The organism is Methyloprofundus sedimenti (assembly GCF_002072955.1).
In the GTDB taxonomy this organism is placed as follows: domain Bacteria; phylum Pseudomonadota; class Gammaproteobacteria; order Methylococcales; family Methylomonadaceae; genus Methyloprofundus; species Methyloprofundus sedimenti.
On record NZ_LPUF01000001.1, the window covers coordinates 2676613 to 2698897 of the forward strand.

The 22285-nt window shown below is 39.8% G+C and carries 16 protein-coding genes; 5 read left to right on the plus strand and 11 right to left on the minus strand.

What is annotated here, in order from left to right; translation table 11 throughout:
* Window positions 1-409 precede the first annotated feature (409 nt).
* The 4 genes from AU255_RS20825 to efpL all read left to right on the plus strand — a co-directional run bounded on the left by AU255_RS20825 (window position 410) and on the right by efpL (window position 5843).
* The gene (locus AU255_RS20825) at window positions 410-1588 is read left to right on the plus strand and encodes a spermidine synthase (protein WP_233144626.1); all 1179 of its coding nucleotides are present in this window, start codon (window positions 410-412) and stop codon (window positions 1586-1588) included.
* A 539-nt stretch (window positions 1589-2127) separates the two neighbouring features.
* Complete coding sequence (locus tag AU255_RS11885) at window positions 2128-3279, plus strand: NAD(P)-binding domain-containing protein (RefSeq protein ID WP_158083111.1); 1152 nt, start codon at window positions 2128-2130, stop codon at window positions 3277-3279.
* Between the two features lie 230 nt (window positions 3280-3509).
* Window positions 3510-5219 (plus strand): proline--tRNA ligase, encoded by a 1710-nt coding sequence (locus AU255_RS11890; RefSeq protein ID WP_080523057.1) that lies wholly within the window; start codon window positions 3510-3512, stop codon window positions 5217-5219.
* Window positions 5220-5276: 57 nt separating this feature from the next.
* A complete protein-coding gene (gene efpL, locus AU255_RS11895) occupies window positions 5277-5843 on the plus strand; it encodes an elongation factor P-like protein EfpL (protein ID WP_080523058.1) in 567 nt (188 codons plus the stop codon).
* Between the two features lie 338 nt (window positions 5844-6181).
* Here the strand turns inward: efpL and AU255_RS11900 are convergent, their stop codons facing one another.
* The gene (locus AU255_RS11900; RefSeq protein WP_080523059.1) at window positions 6182-6571 is read right to left on the minus strand and encodes a carbohydrate porin; all 390 of its coding nucleotides are present in this window, start codon (window positions 6569-6571) and stop codon (window positions 6182-6184) included.
* 680 nt (window positions 6572-7251) lie between these two features.
* On the opposite strand from AU255_RS11900, the gene AU255_RS11905 reads away from it, so the two are divergent.
* Complete coding sequence (locus tag AU255_RS11905; RefSeq protein ID WP_080523060.1) at window positions 7252-7815, plus strand: lipid-binding SYLF domain-containing protein; 564 nt, start codon at window positions 7252-7254, stop codon at window positions 7813-7815.
* Between the two features lie 333 nt (window positions 7816-8148).
* Here AU255_RS11905 and AU255_RS11910 read toward each other — a convergent pair whose 3' ends face one another.
* From AU255_RS11910 to AU255_RS11955, 10 genes are all read right to left on the minus strand, one after another.
* The gene (locus AU255_RS11910) at window positions 8149-8955 is read right to left on the minus strand and encodes an alpha/beta fold hydrolase (RefSeq protein ID WP_080523061.1); all 807 of its coding nucleotides are present in this window, start codon (window positions 8953-8955) and stop codon (window positions 8149-8151) included.
* Complete coding sequence (locus AU255_RS11915) at window positions 8948-9376, minus strand: secondary thiamine-phosphate synthase enzyme YjbQ (RefSeq protein WP_080523358.1); 429 nt, start codon at window positions 9374-9376, stop codon at window positions 8948-8950. Before AU255_RS11915 ends, AU255_RS11910 begins: the two co-directional genes overlap by 8 nt.
* Before the next feature lie 76 nt (window positions 9377-9452).
* A complete protein-coding gene (locus tag AU255_RS11920; protein ID WP_080523062.1) occupies window positions 9453-9767 on the minus strand; it encodes an H-NS histone family protein in 315 nt (104 codons plus the stop codon).
* 105 nt (window positions 9768-9872) lie between these two features.
* On the minus strand, window positions 9873-10697 hold the full coding sequence (locus AU255_RS11925; protein WP_080523063.1) for a DUF2914 domain-containing protein: 825 nt from the start codon (window positions 10695-10697) through the stop codon (window positions 9873-9875).
* A gap of 273 nt (window positions 10698-10970) precedes the next feature.
* Complete coding sequence (locus AU255_RS11930) at window positions 10971-11645, minus strand: transaldolase family protein (RefSeq protein ID WP_080523064.1); 675 nt, start codon at window positions 11643-11645, stop codon at window positions 10971-10973.
* 26 nt (window positions 11646-11671) lie between these two features.
* Window positions 11672-13765 (minus strand): phosphate acetyltransferase, encoded by a 2094-nt coding sequence (gene pta / locus AU255_RS11935; RefSeq protein WP_080523065.1) that lies wholly within the window; start codon window positions 13763-13765, stop codon window positions 11672-11674.
* Between the two features lie 296 nt (window positions 13766-14061).
* Window positions 14062-16362 carry an acyl-CoA dehydrogenase gene (locus AU255_RS11940; protein WP_080523066.1) on the minus strand — a complete coding sequence of 767 codons (2301 nt, stop codon included), beginning with the start codon at window positions 16360-16362 and terminating at the stop codon, window positions 14062-14064.
* Between the two features lie 14 nt (window positions 16363-16376).
* Window positions 16377-18689: a 3-hydroxyacyl-CoA dehydrogenase/enoyl-CoA hydratase family protein gene (locus AU255_RS11945; protein ID WP_080523067.1), complete on the minus strand. Its 2313-nt coding sequence runs from the start codon at window positions 18687-18689 to the stop codon at window positions 16377-16379.
* The gene (locus AU255_RS11950) at window positions 18686-19828 is read right to left on the minus strand and encodes a thiolase family protein (protein WP_080523068.1); all 1143 of its coding nucleotides are present in this window, start codon (window positions 19826-19828) and stop codon (window positions 18686-18688) included. The genes AU255_RS11945 and AU255_RS11950 overlap by 4 nt, the downstream gene beginning before the upstream one ends.
* Complete coding sequence (locus tag AU255_RS11955; RefSeq protein WP_080523069.1) at window positions 19825-22167, minus strand: alpha/beta fold hydrolase; 2343 nt, start codon at window positions 22165-22167, stop codon at window positions 19825-19827. Before AU255_RS11955 ends, AU255_RS11950 begins: the two co-directional genes overlap by 4 nt.
* Window positions 22168-22285 lie beyond the last annotated feature (118 nt).

Here is a 22285-nt window from a genome sequence, read left to right on the forward strand (position 1 = left end):
AATTTTTATTCAGAAACCCGGGCTAAAATTACAACTTCAATGGCTGCTATTAGCTTTTGTACCCTCTAGTTTATTATTAGGCACAACTAATTATATTAGTATTGATATTGCTACTGTTCCATTATTATGGGTTATTCCCTTAGCCCTATATTTATTGTCATTTATTATTGTATTTTCCCGGTACAGTGCAATCATTCATAAAAAAATATTTCTAATCCATCCCTGGTTTATCACACCTTTTTTAATTTATTATTTCTCAGATCAGAAGCTAAACTCTTTTTCCCTGGAAATAGCATTGCATTTGCTGGCTTTCTTCATATCCATCATGGTATGCCATGGCGAATTAGCCAAAAAACGTCCCTCAACACAGTACTTGACTCAGTATTACTTAATAATGTCTTTCGGGGGTATGTTGGGTGGTATTTTTAATAGTTTTATCGCCCCATTTATGTTTAGCTCTATCTATGAATACCCGTTAATGATTGTATTCGCCCTGATGTTAAACCCAATTCATAAAAGAGTTAAATTGTATCTTAAGAAAAATCTCACAAAGGTTATTTTCTGTTCCTATATACTCACTTTCTTTGTCGTTGCATATTATAATTCTTCTCAATTTGGAAACCCATTACTCGTCAGTATATTGATTGCAACAATATTGCTTGCAGGCTTCATTTTCTTTAAAAGAAAACCGATCTATTTCCCTTTATTTGGGCTGCTTATCGTTTCCTGCACTGCACCTGAAAAGCAGCAAGGTCATGCTGCTCAGCTTTTACATCAAAGCCGAAATTTTTATGGCGTCTTATCGGTTATACAAAATAAGAACATCATTGTAGGTAATCAAGTTGAAATATTACATGAGATCTTCAGCGGTACTACCCAGCATGGTTCTCAATTAAACAGTAACTCTAATTTGCAATGTGTGCCGAATGGATATTACAGTGAAAAAGGCCCTTTGGGAGATATCTTCTCAAGTTATAGTACAGTGAATAGCAACTGGCAGGTTGGAGTCGTCGGTTTAGGTGCTGGAGAAATGGCTGGATATGCAAAAAAGTCGCAAATATGGACATTTTTTGAACTAAACCCAGCTGTAGTGGAAATTGCAACTAATCCCGAATTTTTTACATTTTTAAAAGAGTGTATAAATCATTATGATGTTCAATTGGGCGATGCCAGAATCACACTAAAAAAACAACAAAATCATTTCGATCTACTGGTTATTGATGCGTTCACTTCTGATTCCATACCCACTCATTTATTAACCAAAGAAGCCATCGAATTATATTTTTCCAGACTTAAAAGTGACGGATTGTTAGTTTTTCATATATCAAACCGTTATTTAGATTTAAAAAAAGTTTTGTCAAATCATGCTCAAAACCTGGGCTTGATAGCATTAATTAAAGAGTTTCGACCGCAGCAAAATATACCATTAGTTTATAGGTCAGACTGGTTTATATTAGCTCGAAATAAGGACATCCTTAAGCCCTTGTTATCTGACAAATCAGCAAGCAACTGGCAATTCCCATCACAGCATCCAAATATAGTTGCCTGGACTGATGATTTTACAAGTATTATGACTGCATGGAAGTAAAACAGGTAGCCGCTATAGATATGGATTTCTTATCGGTAAATTTCGCTTTATATTGCATATAATTGATTTTCAAAAGTTTGTTTGCATTCATGAAGATAGCGAAGCTATTGAAACTATAAATTGCGCTCTTAAGTGATCATCTTTGGTGCCTGCCCAGGGGCTAATACTGGTGAATTAACAATCAATTCCCTCGCCTGAGGGAAAAGATATTTAAAAGGGTATTTTTTCTCTTTACTCAGCACAGCAAAGGAAAGCTTAATTCAATAACATTGGCATAGAGGTATAAGTAACCTGTTTTTTCCATATAGCAGAGTAACGCTAATGGAAAAATGACAGATTGTGAGCTGTTTTGCGGGTAATGATTTATGCTAAAACACTCAGAAAATGTCAATATCACTCTGCCCACAGACAAATCTAGACTGACTTGTCCAGGCTTTTTCAATACCTGGACAAGCACTGCATGTTAAACTCTCTGACGCAAATTCTTACCCATACACAAGCGTTAAAATCCTTATTCACTCTACAGAAAAAAGATGCTTATGAGTATTATCAAACGAACTCAATTACTTATAATCGGTGCCGGTCCCTATGGTCTTGCTGCTGCGAGACTTGCGAAAAATCGAGGACTGGACTATCTCGTTTCCGGATTATGTATGAGTTTCTGGAAACAACATATGCCGGCAGGAATGAATCTCCGAACCCACTGTGACTGGGGTAAAAGCAGTGAACTTGAGTATTTTCTACAGCAGCGCCAATTGACTCTCGGACAAATATCTCCGGTTCCACGTCAATTTTTTATCGACTATGTCGAATCCGCTACAAATTCTCAGCAGTTGAACTGGTCACCCGAACAAGTAGTCCAAGTGAACTATGAACAGAACATTTTCAAGTGCATTATGGATAACGGTGATGTTATCTGCGCGCAAAATATACTGGTAGCCACCGGTTATTATGACTACCGTTTTATTCCTACTGAACTAGCGGCAATGTTTCCCGAAGAACTCTGCACTCACACAGCAGACTGTACAGATTTCAGTCAGTTTGCTAATCAACATTGTCTGATTGCCGGTGGTCGACAGAGTGCTTTTGAAACTGCCGCCCTGCTGACATCCCATGCAGCATCCATCGATCTGGTCTATCGGCATGCCCGTCCTGAGTTTGTACGCTCTGACTGGTCCTGGACGGATAAATATATGCAACGCACTCGCATGCAGCCGGGCTGGTGGCGTGATCACTCTGCTGAGGAAAAAGAGGCCATTAATCAGCAATTTTGGCATGATGGCAGGCTGCAGCTGGAAGACTGGCTTGAGCAGCCGGTCAGTCATGCAAAGATTAACCACCACCCTGAAACGACTATCAATGGCTGTGTACGACAAGCAGATGGTACATTGCAGGTCACCCTATCAGGAGATCAAAAAATCATAGTGGATCAGGTAATCTGCGCTACCGGTTACAGCCCTGATGTGCAAAAAATTCCATTTCTTGCGGCTGGAAATATCCTCCACAGTCTGGAAATATACAAAGCTCTGCCAGCACTCAGTAATGCGCTTGAAAGCAATATCCCTGGTTTATATTTTACCGGCATACATGGTGTTAACGATTTTGGACCGTTTCTATTTTTTGTTGCTGGATCTACAGCAGCTGCCGAAATCGTTATCAATAACATTGAAGCCCATATAAACGACAAATAATTAAATGTTTCGAAAAAAACGTAAACCTAATACGACCTAAGTTTTTTCTAACCCAAAAATCATCAGACCGACTCGTCATTTTGGTGTCATCCCGTGCATAGAAAGGGCTTGGCGCTATAAGCTCCTTTTTATACACTAAAATCTGCTTTTTATCGTATTAGAAATAGCTAAACAGTTAGCGTCTAGGTAAAATAGTGTTTTTTTATTTCATCAATACCTCATAAAGATTCATGCGCACCTCACAATTCCCACTTAGTACCGTTAAAGAAACGCCAGCCGATGCTGAAATTACCAGCCATAAATTAATGATTCGAGCGGGGCTTATCCGGAAGCTGGCTTCAGGTCTTTATACCTGGCTACCTTTAGGCTTACGTGTACTTCGTAAAGTTGAACAGATAACGCGTCAGGAAATGCAAAAAGCAGGAGCCCTGGAAGTGCTAATGCCGGCATTACAGCCTGCGGAATTATGGCAAGAAACCGGACGCTGGGAGAAATATGGCCCGGAATTGGCGCGTTTAAAAGATCGTCATGATAGAGACTTCTGTCTAGGTCCCACGCATGAAGAAATTATTACTGATCTAGCGCGCAATGAATTAAAAAGTTATAAACAGCTTCCTATCACCTACTTTCAAGTGCAAACAAAATTTCGTGATGAAATTCGCCCACGTTTTGGCATTATGCGTTCGCGGGAATTTATTATGAAAGATGCCTATTCATTTCATTTAACCCCGGACTCTTTGCAGGAAACCTATGATGTTATGCACCAGGCATATACTAATATATTTAGTGGATTAGGCCTTAATTTCCGAGCAGTAATAGCTGACTCTGGTTCGATTGGCGGCGCTGTTTCTCATGAATTTCATGTACTGGCCGACTCCGGGGAAGATGCTATTGCGATTTCGTCAAATAGCCAGTATGCCGCTAATGTAGAAAAAGCAGAAGCTATTATGCCTGCCGGCGAGCGTGCTAACGCAAGCCAGGCGCTGACATTGATTGATACGCCAAACCAGCATAGCATCGAAGAACTGTCTTCCTTCTTGAATATTGCGCCACAACAATGTCTTAAAACGCTGATTGTTCGGGGCACGGAAGAGTCGTTGATAGCGCTCTTATTAAGAGGCGATCATGAGCTTAATGAAATTAAGGCGGAAAAAATAGAGGGCATTATTACGCCACTTGAATTTGCAACTGACGCAGAAGTCATCAATGCTTGTCAATGCAAGCCGGGATCAATTGGCCCTATCGGCTTGAACATCAGAATCATCGCAGATCGCAGCGTCAGCCTGTTATCTGACTTTGTATGTGGCGCGAACCAGGAAGATAAACATTATACCGGCACTAACTGGGAAAGAGATTTACCGCTGCCAGCTGAAATTGCGGATTTACGCTCTGTCGTCGAAGGTGATCCTAGCCCGGATGGCAACGGTACTTTAAGTATTGTTCGTGGTATTGAAGTCGGTCATATCTTCCAGTTAGGCACAACCTATAGTGCGGCAATGAATGCTAATGTCATCAATGAAGCGGGCAAAAGTGAAACCATGACGATGGGCTGTTATGGTATCGGTATTTCACGTGTCGTCGCTGCAGCTGTTGAACAAAGTCATGATGAAAATGGCATCATCTGGCCTAATAAACTGGCCCCTTTTCAAGTGGCTTTGTGTCCTATGAATATGCATAAATCAGAACGTTTGCGAGAAGCAGCCAATAAGCTCTATCAAGAATTATGTGATGCAGGTATTGATGTGCTTTTTGATGACCGTAAAGTACGTGCTGGTTTTATGTTTTCCGATATGGAACTGATAGGTATTCCGCATCGTATAATAATTGGTGATCGTGGCCTGGATACTAATTCAGTGGAATATCGTGCACGCACTGATAGTGAAAATCAGGAAATTGCATTAGACAACATTGTTGCCTTTATTCAAGAAAAAACTAACTAATATTACAATATTGAATGATGGGCATACATGTCCATCCTATATCGACAAGGAATTATTATGCCTAAAGCCAGTGAATTAAAACGTGGAATGATTATAGAAATCAACGGGACTCCTCATGCAGTTAAACTTGTTGACTCTCGGAGCCCTTCATCGCGTGGCGCATCAACTCTGTATAAAATTCGTTACACGAATCTTAAAACAGGACAAAAACTGGATGAATCCTATAAGGGTGATGATTTTCTTAAAGAAGCAGACTGTATACGCGTAAAAGTCCAGTATTCCTATAATGATGGCGACAGTTATGTCTTTATGAATTCTGATGATTACAGCCAATACACGCTAAATGAAGATGAACTGGAAGGTCAAACCGGCTATATTACCGAAGGTCTGGAAGGTATTACCGCCTTGATTATGGAGGGTAATATCCTGGGTATAGAGCTCCCTGCTTCTGTTGATCTGGAAATAATAGAAACAGCGCCAGGCATTAAGGGTTCTTCAGCAACAGCCAGAACAAAAGCGGCTGTTTTACCGACAGGTATCGAAGTTCAAGTGCCTGAATACCTGGAAACAGGAGAGGTGATAAAAATTAATACTGCCACAGGAAAGTTTATGTCGCGGGCATAATCGTCGCTACCCCTTTATAATACAAGTACTAATTTACAAAATTCATATTTTTTATGAGTTTGAATGATTGACAGCATAGACAAACAAGCTTCATCAAACGCTTGGCTAGTGCACAACACGCCATGGATGGCGTGTGAAAATTTCCGCATCACAGCAGGAAAAGACTGTTTGTACTTTTTTAAGCCACTACTCTCATTTGTAATATGATGCTAATGGCCCTTATTTTGCATTTCACTCGCGCCTGTCCCCAATACTAAAATCGTGAATTTATTGACAGTATGTGAAGCCGTCCCGGGCAAAGTATATACAACAGAAGCATGACATAACACGATTCATTTTTAAAATAAAATATTCATGCGTATACTTGGTATTACACTCGTATGAATATCTACCAACTCGTCATCTTTAAGCGCTTTATTTAAACCTGATTTTATTATTTGCAGATTAGGACTCACATTAAACCAGGGCGTGACTGCGGCAGTGTAATAGAACTCAATAGCATCCTCATGATTCAAACCTAGATCAAAGGTATCACGGAGAAAAGGCACAAACTGATCACTAAACTGCGACCGTGCCCAAGCTATACCAAAACTATCGTCTGGACGTTTTGGTATCACACCTTTACCGCCAATTCCCAAAGTATAGGAGTATTGAATGGGGTTAGGGTTACCATCTGTGACACCAAAGCTGAAAAACAGTCCGGCGTTTTTAAAGGTAATAGTTAACATATCCTGATACAAAATGTATGGCTGTATACAATATAGGTATATCAGAACATCGTTTATGTAGTGCCTATTTAAAAAATTAAACTCCACGTTCTTAGATCGTGGAGTTTTAAGTAAATATAAAAACTATAATATCATTTTAGCTAAGGTTCTACATTCGAATTTCTTTACTTGTTTATCACCTTTTCTCGATTATTGTACGCCGCCTGGTGAGAGGATTTCTTCTACACCTTATTAAAACAAGGCCGAGCGATAGCTTTTTTTAAAAAAAGGATTACAATCAAGAAACTTGGATTCTACTAACAAGTTGAATTCATTTTTAGTGATTTAAACAATTATTAAGTGACCCTTGAAACGATTGATTTAATTGAAACACTCATTCGCTTTCCTTTAAGCCCTGACCAAGTATCAAGTTGGCTATATAATAAATTTATGGGATCAACAACATTAGTCATGAATATATTTATCAGCATATATGCTCAGATATATACCTAATGACAACTTACACTCGCATGTTAAGACGGTCTCTCATGTACCGCTTAAATAATCGCACAAGGACAAGCTTAAATTATAAAACACCTAGTGATGAGTTTTTCGAACAACTAATGCATAAACCGCATATTAACCAAAGTTGCACTTGAAACTTGAATCCGCGTAATATTTAAAAATAAAAAGGCCCCTCTATGAATACTTTTAGATCAATTTGTTTATTTTTTATTATTCTTCCAATATTTACTGCTTGTCAATCAGTTGGCGAAGTGGACTCTGCATTTGTGGACCCAACCAAAATGGATCGGGAAGTTGATATTGCCTTAGCGAATCTTTACGAAACTACACCATCGGCTAAATATTTGGCGACGCGTGCAAAAGGCATATTGGTTTTTCCTGATGTTCTAAAGGCTGGATTTATAGGTGGTGCTGAATACGGTAATGGTGCCTTGCGTAAATATAACCAGACTGTTGGCTATTACAATATTGTTGCCGGTTCTTACGGTTTTCAGGCCGGTGTGGAATCGTTCACTTACGCACTATTCTTTATGAATGAGGATGCGCTTTCCTATCTGGACAACAGTGATGGTTTTGAAGTAGGGGTGGGGCCCAATGTCGTCGTTATGAACAAGGGTATGGCCAGGAATCTCACGACCATGACGCTCCGTGATGATGTATATGCCTTCGTGTTCGGACAGGAAGGTTTGATGGCTGGAATGGGATTGCAGGGTTCGAAAATAACCAAGGTGGCCAAGTAACTAAGCAATCGAAAACAAGCATGCTGTCTTTTTATGATTATCCAGCTATTCACAGGCAACATATGCAGACCCGAAATCCGGGAGAATTGACCACTACGGTATGACTTAGAATGGTCGAAACAAGGAATGCGGTTTCTCGCACTACTATTTTATCCATGGTTTTCAAGCTGATTCAGAGTGCTTGAAAACCACTGGAGAAAAACCTGAAGTTTTAAACTTCTGACTTATGTCTTTGATGGGGTACAGTTTGTCAATGGCAAGAAACTGAATATCAGTCATTTAAAATCAAAATGAAATATCTATTACCTCATGTAATGTCTATTTTTAAGTTTTTTAATTCAGATTGCACTGCTCAACAAGGCTTTTACACTTGCAAAAAGCCTTCACTGCATCACAAAATGCATCAGGCTGTTCTGCATGTAACCAGTGCCCTGCTTTTGCTATCGTTTTAATCTCTGCCTTGGGAAATAAGTTATAGACATTTTCTTTAGCTACATAATTAGAAGTTTCCCCTGCCAAAAATAATACTTTATCCGGATAAGGACTAAGCGCATTAGTATCCGGAAAAGCAATAATATTATTTGCTGTCTTCGCAAAAATATCTAAATCGATACGCCAAATATATTTGCCCTCTTTCAATACCAGATTTTGCAATAAAAACTGTCTGAAACTTGATTCGGGTATTGCTGCAGATAATAAGTTATCTGCCTGTTTTCTATTAGTAAGCTGCTCTAAAGGTAATAGTTGTAATGCCCGAATAAGATTATCAAAGCTATGACGATAACTGACGGGTGCGATATCGACTACAATTAAATGATTAATTCGCTCAGGCCGTGATAATGCGAGCCACATGGCTGCTTTACCGCCCATACTATGGCCTAATATATTTACCTTAGCCAATTGCTGTTTATCGAGCAATAATTCTATATCTGCTGCCATGGAAGGATAATCCATTATTGAATCATGCGCTGATGCGCCATGATTACGCATATCAACAAGATAGACATGCTGATATTCGGCTAATTTTCTGGCAATTTGACGCCAGTTTCGCGATGAAGCAAAAAATCCGTGTAGTATTAGTAAAGCAGGTGCTGTCGACTCGCCATACTCCTCAAAAGCGAGATTTATAGCTTTATTCATAAGCCTTACCAGATATTGTTGCAATGACTGAACGACTACCGCCATGATTACGATGCTCGCACAAATATATACCCTGCCATATACCCAGGTTTAATTGGCCTTGAGTAATAGGTATATTAATACTAACGCCTAATATACTACTTTTTAAATGTGCGGGCATATCATCATCGCCTTCGTAATCATGTTGATAATAAGGTGCTCTTTCAGGGACAAAGATATTAAAATGGCTTTCAAAGTCTGTTCTGACAGTCACATCTGCATTTTCATTAACTGTTAATGATGCTGAGGTATGTTTAATAAATAAATTAAATAAGCCATATTCAATTTGATTGATATCTGGAATTGCTCGCAAAACCTCACTTGTTATCAAATGAAATCCTCTGGATTTTGCTGCTAGTTGGAATTCTTTTTGTATCCACATAATGAAACTATCTAAAAAAATAAACATAAAAAAAGCGACTCTAATGGCCGCTTTTTTAAATCGAAACGATTAAGCACTAAATCAAAAATTCAGATTTATCCCGACCTGACTCATTAAGTGCGCGCATCCACTTAGGCATAACTCCTCGTCCAGTCCAAGTCTGACTTGCATCATCAGGGTTGCGATATTTGGGAGCTACTTTAGCACCTTTACGCTTGTGCATTTTTTCTGCTTCATGAATTTCAACGGTGACACCTATTGAAGCCGCCAGTGCTTTAATCTGTGTAAAAACTTCTTTACGTTGGCTTGCTTGTTTAACTTTTAATGCAGCTTCTGCATTTTCTATCATTGATTGTAATTCATTGACAGATAAATTATTTAAATCAGTCATATTTGTTAACCTTTTAAAATACTACTATTCATTTAATGATTATTTTCATTCAGAAAACATCATTATTCAAGTTTAACTATAACAAAAATAATAAAAATTATTATTTTATTTACTTTTTTCAACTGAAAAATCAATTTTATGTAATATATCCCCTTGCTGGTTAATAATTCGTACCTGCCACTGTCCTATAGAATTATAAGGAAATAGTTTACTAGTAGAAACACGCCATCTATCACCTCTAATATTAATTTTTCGTTTATAAATAGATTTGCCGTCTTTTAACCATTCATGAAATACAGTTTTACCTTGCATATTTTTCACTTCCGTGAAATAAGTAACGCTTTTCGCCTTACTCTTATCGACAAGAATTGGCAATTCAATTTCACCAAAAGGTTCTAGCTTATTAACTCCCTGTGCAAATTGAGCACGGGTAATATTAGGATTGAACTCTTCAATATTATTGGTTGGAATCTTTTGTACGTTCGCTATAACAACTTCTTTTTGTATTGCTTGTTTGGCTATTTTCTCTGATGCATCATCAGTTGCAGAACTATCAACACGGTGCTGCTGAGCAATAGTTTCTTTTACAGGAGTCTGTTGCACATCATTGACAACATCAACTTGTGCTTTATTTGCTAGAGTAATATTTGATGAATTTTCTATTGCTGGCTTGTTAATAGCCGTTTCTTTGACGGAATCTACATGGTTTGTAACAAACTCATTTTCTTCAGAGGGAGGTTTTTCAGTTTCACTGTCATTCAGACTACTGAAATAATATGCGGGAAGCATAACTAAAAGTATTAATACGATGAGCGCATAAAGAATTTTTTTAAAATTCCATACAGATATCATTTCAAGTTCAGGATCTTCCATGATACGTTGTTCAGTTTTTGATTTTACTTTTATCGATATTGTTTTATCTGCTTTCATAAATTCATTTATTAGCCGCAAGTGTTCTTTATTGCATCAGTTGTCTTAGGCATAAAACTTATACAAGAAAATAAACCATTCGACCATGAATTTTTTATACCATAATCTGCTGCATCCTCCATGTGCAACCCAAAGGGGAATGCTCCATTAGTCTATATAGCTATTTTTTCTGCTTAGAAAAAAAGATATGGACATTTGAGTACAAATCCATCAACCGCGCCGCCTTCCGTGGCCGGCAAAATCCTGTTTTACGATTGTTATAACATTCAGATATTAGCTGTTATAAGATAATTTATCACCGAAAGCAGCAGACCAATCTTTATTAAATCGCTCAACCGCTGGCTGTACCGCTGGAAAATTAACCATTTGCTCAATCACATCAACTGGCAATGTTATAGCTCCACAACCTGTTGCTAAAACATCCATTACTTGTTGATTCGATTTAAAACTTGCTGGTGTAAGAATGGTTGATAATTCATGCTGATTCAACAAATGCTGAATTTCAGCACAAACGCCTACACCATCATTATTCAACGTATCAATACGGTTAAGATAAGGTGACATGTAATCAGCGCCATTGATTGCCGCAAAAAAACCTTGCTGTACTGTATAGATAGCTGTCGCTAAAGTACGTATATCAGTTGGTTGTAATCTCTTCATTGCCGCCAGACCAATCGGTGTAGCAGGAATTTTGACTACAATATTATAAGGCAAGGCTACCAGTTTATTAGCTTCTTCAATGATACCATCAACAGTAGTACTCAGTGCCTGTACGAAAAGCAGTGCGTCTTCACCTAAAACTTCAACGATAGCAGGCAATACATAATTTACCCCTTTACCAGAACCTGCCATAATAGACGGGTTTGTTGTAACCCCTGCTACAGGTAAGTATTCATTAATTTCAGCGATTTTTGCTACATCAGCCGTATCAAGTAATAATTTGAACATATTGCTTATTATCCTCTATTTTTAGTTTAGTTTTCAGATTGTGATTGTATGGCTGTCATAACAACTGTATTAACGATATCAGTTACTGTACAACCACGACTTAAATCATTTACAGGCTTATTCAAACCTTGCAAAATTGGTCCTATTGCTATTGCCCCAGTAGAACGTTGCACCGCTTTATAGGTATTATTACCTGTGTTTAGGTCAGGAAAAATAAACACATTCGCGTTCCCTGCCACTTCACTATTAGGTAATTTTGTCCTGGCAACGCCAGCATCAACGGCTGCATCATATTGCATAGGACCTTCTATTTTTAATTCAGGGTGTGCACGTTTAGCTATAGCTACTGCTTGCCGCACTTTATCCACTGCCGCCCCCTTACCTGACTCTCCGGTAGAATAAGACAGCATTGCAATGCGTGGCGATATATTATACATCTTTGCGGTTTCTGCTGCACTCACTGCAATATCGGCCAATTGTTGAGCATTTGGATCAGGATTAATCGCGCAATCACCATAAACCAATACTCTATCTTCCAGACACATAAAAAACACACTGGATACTATTGAGGTACCTGGCCTGGTTTTAATGATTTGAAAAGCGGGGCGTATCGTATGCTGTGTAGTATGTACTGCTCCTGAAACCATGCCATCAGCATGATTTAAATGCACCATCATAGTTCCAAAATAGCTTACGTCAGACATAATATCATAAGCCATATCATAAGTAATGCCTTTCTCTTTACGTAGATTAAAATATGCTTCAGCATATAAGGCACGTAACTCAGATTTTAAAGGATCAATTATATTAATATCGTCTAATTGCAGGCCGAGGCTCTGAATTTTTTGCTGTATTTTGTCAACATCACCTAAAAGAGTAATTTTTACAATTTTTCTTAACAGTAAGATTTGTGCCGCACGTAAAATACGATCTTCGTCACCTTCAGGTAAGACAATATGTCTAATATTCTTTTTTGCGCGCTGAATTTGCTCATATTCAAACATTAATGGCGTCACCCTCTCAGGGTGCTCGGCACTGATACGCTGCCTCAGTTCCGAAAAATCCAGATTCGCCTCAACAAGACCTAATGCTGTCGCAATTTTTCGCTCATCTTGTGAATAAAAGCGCGATTTTACATCTTTTATTTGCATAGCTGTTGAAAAAGTATCGTGCTTAACCGATAAAACAGCAAAAGGCATATCGGCTAAACCCGCTAATAAATGCTGTACCTGAAACGCAGTCCCTTGCTTGCCAGTTAACAACAAACCTGCTATCTGTGGATAGTTGCTAGAGGTATATGCCATAAAACAGCTAAGAATAATATCAGCTCGATCGCCCGGCGTAATAATTAAATCCCCCTCGTCCAAAAGCTCAAGAAAGTTAGGAACTTGCATGGCTGCCACTTTATAGTTATTCACCAGCTTATTTAGAGTTTGCTTATTTCCAGACAAGACTTGCGCACTTAATTGGCTGGAAATATTACCCATACTTGGCTTAAATAAAGAAGGTTCAACCGGCACAATATAAACGGGAAATCGACCCTCAGGTTTATGACTAAAACGTTTACGCAATGCCTCAACCTGCTCAACTGCCACTCCATTAATCACGCAAGCCAGTAAATCACAGTGAAATTCCTGCAAAGCATGTTTGAGCCCGCTAACAGCATCAATAATTTGTAAATCATTACGTCCTTGCCCTTGCACAACCGGCATAATCAGGCAACCCAGATTATTCGCAAGATCTGCATTAAAATCAAATTCAAAAACAGAATCATCACCCACATAATCCGGCCCAACACATAATACATGCTCACACTGTTCGCTAAGCGCACGAAATTTAGATAAAATTCTTTTTAATAATTCATCATATTTATTATTTTCAATTAATTCCTGGGCTTCTTTCATCTGGCAGCCGTACATAGCATCATTTGAAAACTCAATCTGATACTTATGTTTTACCAGTTGAATTAATTCATCCTGCTTTTCTTGAGATTCAATAATCGGCCTAAAAAAACCGATTTTTCCTGCATAACCGGATAACATATCCATTATGGCCAACATGATAATTGACTTACCACTTCCCTGTTCGGCGCCTGTTACGTAAATATTCTGTTTGTTCATTAATTAATCAGCTTTTTTGAGCCTTAAAACGATTGCCATTCCAAAAACTCAGTTAGTGAGTTATTGAATATAGTGAGATTTTAAATGCGAAGATAGGTGATGAAAATGGTGTATAACCATACTGCATTAACAACTTAGTTATAAGTCAGGTATTTGAAAATTTAACATCTAGACATTATTAAATTAATCCAGAAAAATAAACATAATTAATCAAACCTGTAAATTTCAGTCTTTATATTTTAGCATTAATTGCGGGGTGTATACTTCGTGTTAAAAATTCTTTTTTGCTGCCTATTTCATTTTGAAAAAATACCGGTTAACTCTTCGGGGTCGAAATCATCCACCTGAATGGCAACTAATCTGGCTTGTTCCGCTGTGCTCAGTATATCTGCTTCAACCTGGCTAATGATGTTCTTAGCCATTGCACTTTTGATAATGGATAAGATTGGACCTTTATCTAACTTCCCTTGTTTTTGTGCCGCATGTATTTTAACTTCAACCGGTATTGCGGATAATACTGCTTTAAATGCAACTTCTATCCTGCCAGTAGCATCTTCCGGATTGTCATTAATATATATACCTGAGGTTAAACGATCCCGAACCGGGCTATCGTTTAAAAGTAGCTGAGCAAGTTGTCCAATAAGCTTATCCTGGGGAGGCAAATAAGGCTTTCCCAATGGAAATAATGCGCTACGTAATATTAACGCCGGTATACGCGCGGGCAATAACCAGAAAACAGCCAGTAAGGATTGCTGGGCACGATGTAAGCTATATTGGCAAGCCCAATTCAGGAGTGCAATATCATCTTCCTGTGAGCCTTGGCCTTCAAAGTGTTTGAGCGCGCATGAACACAGATATAAATGGCTAAGCACGTCAGCCAAACGACCCGAGATTCTCTCTTTGCGTTTTAATTTACCTCCCAGTGTCAGCAGTGCAAAATCTGCTGTCAATGCAAAACTGCTACTAAGTCGAGCAAGTTGCTGGTAATAACGACGGGTATTTTTATCACCGGGGGTTGTGCTAAAACGTGCATTACTCAGCCCAAACCAAAAACTCCTCCCCATATTTGCCAGGAAAAAACCAATATGTTTACATAACACCTTGTCAAAATCTTTTAAGGCTATATTGATATCCGTTTCATTCAACGCTGTCATTTCGCTCTGTATATAAGGATGACAGCGCACCGCTCCCTGACCGAAAATCATCATGGTGCGAGTCAGAATATTCGCACCTTCCACAGTAATTCCCACGGGAATAATTTGATACAGCCGACCGATATAATTTGACGGCCCTAAACAAATACCAGAACCACCTTGAATATCCATGCCATCATTGATAATACGCCGCATGCCTTCAGTTAACTGATATTTAACAATGGCTGAAATAACCGAAGGTTTATGCCCGTCATCCAGTGCGGCACAGGTAACCTGGCGCGCTGCATCCATTAAATAAGTCGTTCCTGCCATACGTGCCAGCACTTCTTCTATACCCTCGAAAGCGCCAATCGGTAAATTAAATTGGGTACGTACACGCGCATAGGCACCGCTGTTACGACAAACAAACTTAGCGGCTCCAACACTTAGCGCTGGCAAGGATATCGCACGCCCTGTAGACAAACATTGCATTAGCATTTTCCAGCCTTGCCCCACTCGCTCGGAACCACCAATAATCCAGGCTATCGGGATAAAAACATCTTTCCCCCAATTAGGCCCATTCTGAAAAGCGGAGTCTAATGGAAAATGTCGCTTACCTATGGAAATCCCTGCCGTATTTGTTGGTATCAGCGCCACGGTAATACCTAATTCACCTTTATCGCCCAATAAATGTTCCGGGTCATAGAGCTTAAATGCCAAACCCAATACTGTCGCTACCGGTCCCAGGGTGATATAGCGTTTTTCCCAATTTAAACGGATACCTAATTGTTCTTTGCCTGCAAATTCAGCATAACAAACAACGCCGGTATCAGGCATTGCCCCCGCATCACTTCCAGCCTGAGGCCCGGTCAGTGCAAAGGCCGGTATTTCCTTTCCCTCTGCCAGGCGCGGCAGGTAGTGATTTTTTTGTTCTTCACTGCCATAAGCAAGTAGTAATTTAGCAGGCCCCAAAGAATTAGGTACCATGACCGTAACAGCTGCTGAGGTACTACGACTGGCGATTTTCATAACAATCTGCGAATGTGCAAATTCACCAAACTCTAAACCCCCATATTGTTTAGGGATAATGATGCCACAAAATCGGTTTTGTTTAATAAAGTCCCAGACTGCCGTAGACAAATCACGACGCATATGAGTAATATCCCAGTCATCTAACATGCTGCATAAAGTCTCCACTGGACCATCGATAAAAGCCTGCTCCTCATCAGTTAAACTTACAGCGGGCAAATCTTTGAGTTTTTGCCAGTCAGGGTTACCCGTAAATAATTCAGCATCCCACCAGGTATCACCTGCTTCCAGAGCCTCGCGTTCGGTTTGTGACATTTTAGGCAAAGCCTTACGCATTTTATTGAACAACAGACGGGTAAGAAAATTACGTCGTACCGGTGTTATAAATAGGCTAATAATCACGATTAAAACAATAAACAAGACTAATTCTGACATGGGATACCTCTATATTAATTTCTGAGCGGTTTTCCGGTTTTAAGCATATGTTCCAGTCGAGCCAGCGTACCAGGCTGTTGCACCAGATATATAAAGCTTTCAAGCTCTAAATCAAGTATATTCTGTTCAGTTAAAGGCTGAGTAATATCAGCATCACCACCACTTAATACCCGTGCCAGTTGCTGAGTTATTTGTACATCATAGGCTGATGCCTTGCCCGCTTTATGCATTGAATCTATTGTGATAGCCAAAGCTGACCAGGCACTTTTCCCGGGCAGTTGATAGACAACCTGTTCTGGTATTTGGTAATCATTTACCAAAGCCAGTGCTCGCGCTTTGGCATCAGCCAGCAAGCGTGATTTATTCATGCTAATAACATCAGAATTGGCCATATATAATAACTCTTTAGCTTCCTGAGCCGATCCGGATACTTTAGCAAGTCCAATGGTTTCAAAAGTTTGCGCAATTGCTGGCATTGGACCTCCGGGACGTTTCGGTAATGTTAACCAACGCCCTAAAAGTTCCTTACAGCCCCCCCAGGCGGGCACCAGACCGACACCGACTTCCACTAGCCCCATGTATAACTCGGCATGCGCCTGAATAGCATCACAGTGAAGTAAGATTTCACAGCCGCCCCCTAAAGCCAGTCCAGAAGGTGCGGCAACGACCGGAAAAGGCGCGTACTTTAATGCTCGAAAAGTATTTTGACCTAATTGCACTATCGATTTGACAGTATCCCAATCTCCGCCAAGAATTGCAGGTGCCAATAAGTTTAAATTGGCGCCTGCTGAAAAATGTTCACCTTCATTATAAATAACCATAGCTTTGTATTCAGCCGAGACTATAGCAATACTTTGCTGAATTAAGCCCATCGTATCAGGATTCTGCGTATTCATTTTGCTGTGAAATTCCAGACAAACTATGCCATCGCCAATATCCCAGAGGCTTGCTGATGCATTTTCCTGAATAGCCGGTTTTTGTAATTTGATATCACTAAGCAGTATAACCCCGTCTGCTCGCTCTATCGGGCGGTAATTGCCTGACTTATCCCGGTATTGCAAAAGACCTGACTCAGTGCGGTATAAGCTTTTCCCATCAACGATAAGTTCAGGCAAAAGCTGGTGCTCTGGTTTGATTTTTTGCATAAACCATTCGACTCCTAAACGGTCTAACAGTTCAAATGGCCCATACCGCCAGTTATAACCAAGCCGCATTGCACTATCTATAGCATTAATATTATCTGCAATTTCCGGGATTAATTCCGCAGCATAAATAAAGGTGGCTGACCATACTCGCCATGCATAAATACTCAGTGCATCATCAGCTTCAAGAAATTGTCTTAAATCAGCCGGATTATGTGTTATTCCTTCAATTTTAAAACGTTTGCTCAGATGATAAGTCCCCCGCTGTAGATCAATCACCTGTTTAATTTTTGTTTTACCTTCGGCTTGTAAACGATAGAAACCTCCCTTGCCCTTACGTCCGGTATTGCCCTCTGAAATCATGGTTTGTAATATCTGCGGCACCGCAGTAATGCTATGCAATCGGTCTTCAGGCTTTAACACCTGTTTAAAATTATTGAGTACATGCGGCATTAAATCCAGCCCGATTAAATCTAATAAACCAAATATGCCTGTTTTGGGAATACCAAACAGACTCAGTGCAGCATCACATTGCTCAACACTCAACTTAAGTTCAATGGCTTCCAATACTGCCGTTTGCATCCAGAATGTACCAATACGATTGGCAATAAATCCAGGTGTGTCTTTACAGAGTACGTTACCCTTACCTAATTTAACATCAGCAAAATCACAAACAGCCTGAAATAGATCTTGATCCAACTCAGCTGAAGTCACTAACTCCAGCAAGCGCATATAACGCGGCGGGTTAAAAAAATGCGTAATCATAAAGCGCCGCTTAAAACTACCTGTCTGCTTAGCGGATAATATTTTCAGCGGCAAAGTTGAGGTATTTGAGGAGATCAGCGTATTAGGCCCACAGATACGATCTAGCTTTTGATACAATTCCTGTTTGATAGCCGGATTTTCAATCACAGCTTCAATCACCCAGTCGACCTCTGCCAGTTGCTCTAAATCGTCTTCTATATTACCCGCAGTAATCAATCGGGCATTTTTGCTGTGCATAAACGGTGCTGGCCTGGTTTTTAGCATTTTTGCTATAGCACCTTCAGCAATAGTATTACGCTGACTGCTGTCTTTAGCCACAATATCCAGTAAATAGACTGGAATGCCAGCATTAGCTATGTGAGCGGCAATACCACTCCCCATCACACCTGCACCAATAACGGCAACTTTTTCAATATTCATGACACTGCCTCCAGTATCGTTGCAATGCCTTGACCTCCTCCTATACATTGAGTTGCCAGAGCAAATTGTTTCTTCTCACGCTGCAGCAGACTCGCCGCCTTACCTGTAATTCGAGCACCGGTAGCACCTAAGGGATGCCCTAAAGAGATTGCTCCACCATCAATATTCAGCCTCTCTGCAGCAATTGGTAAATCCTGTAATACAGCCAGACTTTGAGCAGAAAAGGCTTCATTAAGTTCAACTATGTCCATATCAGACAGAGATAATTTAGCCCGTTGTAGTGCTTTTTTTGTCGCAGCAACAGGGCCAATACCCATAATTTCTGGCAAACAGGCGGATACGGCTATCGCTTTAATACGCGCTAATTTTGCTAATCCATGAGCATCGGCATACTCCTCACTACAGACCAGCACTGCAGCAGCACCATCGGTAAGCGGTGAAGACGTGGCCGCGGTAACACTACCATCTGATGAAAATGCTGGTTTCAACTCAGCCATGCTCTCCGCATTGGAATCAGGGCGCAGACATGTATCCCGAATAATTTGCGTCCCGCGACTGGATACGATTGGAATAATTTCCTCGTCCAGCAAGCCTTGCTGCTGGGCTAGATATGCTTTTTGCTGACTCAATAGTGCAAAAACCTCCTGATCAAACCGTGAGATATGATATTTATTTGCCAGATTTTCAGCTGTTTCACCCATATTGATATATGCCTGGGGATAGCGTTGATATAGCTCCGGGTTAGGTAAATAATTGTACCCTCCCATAGGTATCCGGCTCATCGACTCAACACCCGCACAAATATAGGCATCACCTGCATCCATCTGGATTGCACCCGCTGCAAAATGTATGGCCTGCATAGATGAACCACAAAATCGATTAATTGTTACACCCGCGACACTAACCGGGAGCTCTGCCAGATAAACTACCAGTCGAGCCATATTCATTCCTTGCTCTCCTTCAGGGAAAGCACATCCCAGAATTAAATCTTCTATATCATTTGCATCAATACCCGATTTAGCAATCAGTGCTTTCACGACTTGTGCTGTCATATCATCTGCTCTGACAGTCATCAGAGCACCTTTATTAGCCGGAGTGAACGGCGACCTTGCGTAGGCTGCAATTACCACGTTTTTCATGAGACTATCTCCCGTGTTGGTAAAGAGTGTACCTGTATATTTTCATTCTCCAGAAAGTGACATTGTTGCTTCAAAAAGTCATCAATCAAGCACCATATATTGTTGATATTTTCCATTAATATGCCATGTCGATCGGCATTGATGACATGCAATTTTTTTTCTATTGCACCCAGTTTTTTGAACACGGTCTCAGCACTCTGAATTGACACTACTGGATCCTGATCAGCATAAATTAATAAAGAAGGTGTTTGTATATCAGGCAATAATTTTTCAATATCCTGGATTAACATGCGTAGTTCGTACAAAGCTCTTACAGGAGTATTGTGATAGTTGATTTCAGGGTGTTCAGGGGCGTTTTCGATAAAAGGTTTTACACCTTCAAATGATGACATCCATTGCACAAAAGTATTCGTGTTATGTAACAATGGCACTAGCATGAAGGTAGAATTTACAAATTTTATCGGTACTGATACAGCAACTACGCCTAGTATTTCACTATGTCTTTCCGCCGCAAGTTTCAGTCCCAGAGCACCACCGGTTGAAAAGCCGATAACAAACATCCTGGGACAATGCGCCTGCAAAACATTGAAACCCCTTTGCACACCTTGAAACCATTGTTGATAACTCAATTCTCGTAAAGCATAAGGTGAAGTACCGTGCCCTTGAATTCTAATACCCAGCACTGTATATCCTTGCTGTGCAAGGTAATGACCATATTCACGCAATTCAGCCGGGCTGGCTAACAAACCATGTATCAATAATATTCCATAGCCATTGGGCTCTTCAGCTTGAATAAAAAATGGAGTGGGATCCGCCGTGACTGTTTCCAGTTGCTCTGTTATTGCATCACTGGTTTTAGGGCTAAAGCTTTTTTGTTCAAAAGCCAGATTGAGTTGCTCATCCTCAAAATGCCAGGCGGCTAACTGACAGGGATCAATTTTAAAATAGCTACGATCAGCATCCATTAGGTGATCACGAATAATGCGTAAAGGTTCAGCTTCGTTGTTATAGACAGCAATAGGATTTTCCAGACGAATCTGGTCAAAATCATGATCGGCGCATAATTTGGGTAAAAAATGATAACACCCGTCCTCCTCGCTAATCAGTTCAGCTTCTTTGGCAATACAGATAAATTGATCAAAACGAGAATTAGTTCCATAAATCAAGTCACCATACTCATAAGGGTTTAACAAACTGCGATGTAAATGAATAGTGGTTTTCTTCTGTAAGGTTTTAATAGCAATATACAGAACTGTATAAAATTGTTTTTTAGTGATCTGTTGCCTATTAGCAGTGATAAGGCTCATGATTAGCGTCGAGGCTAAATGACTTAGATTCACCGTCACATTCGCATAAATTCTATGCATGTATTGATTGCGTGCACATTTTGCATTATTAACAAAATAATGGCCTAACAAACGTTCCCTCCAATTTCTGGGCGCAGTCTTCAGTTTGAATACATCATCAAGTTCAACAATATTTGGTGCCACTTTATCCATCATATAATGTGTATGCTTACCCCAGACACAACATGGATTGACAGGGTTTCCCATACGTATATCCATATCCGTATCTTTGAGCATAATATTACTTTCGATTAATAATTCTTCAGATTGCCGCAGCGTCATTCCTTTAGAAAGCAACTCCACGCTTTTAAACAACAGGTTTTCCGAAGCACGAATTGGGTAAAAGGTAATATTGGAAGGTACAATTAAGGTAGGCTTGAGTGCTGAAGCCATGAGCTCGTCAAGATTTTCAAATTTAAGCAGCTCTTTCCAATGCTGCAAGCGATCCATATCTCTTTCATTAAACGCATAACGAATAGCAGCTTTCAACGCCTCTACACCCTGACCTAAAACAGCAGGGCCAGTATGTTGCTTACGCCTGTTACCGGCAATGCGTGAATAAATACTATAGTGGCCTTTTTTATCGATAACACGACGATCTTTTACCATACCACCTTCTGGAAAAATAATGACTTTACGACCGCGTAATATCTGCCCCGCTAACATGGCAAACAGACGTGGATGATCATGCGGAAAAACACCTACTTCTTTAAGGTAATTTGACAAAAAGTTAGTTTCACTAAAAAACTCACCCGATGCGATAGCGCAACTATAAACACCGGTTTTTTCATACAGCAGGAATTGAGGAATAAATGTTTCGAAACGGGAAAAATGATTGAATAAGAAAATATCGCCTTGAAGAGTTTGCTCGTCGGCAAATAATTTGAGGTTAACACTCAATAATTTTTTAACTGCTCCAAATAACATTACCGAGCGCTTGTAATAGGCACTATCTATATCAGGCCAGTCTTCAGGATAATTCGTCTGTTTCATGGTAACCTTCTTTTCCCGGATATTTAAAGATTAACCGGATGAGTTTTTAAGTTAGTGAGCTTATTTAATAATTCTTGCCAATATTAAAACTAAGTCGGATTTCTTACTAATTACTTAC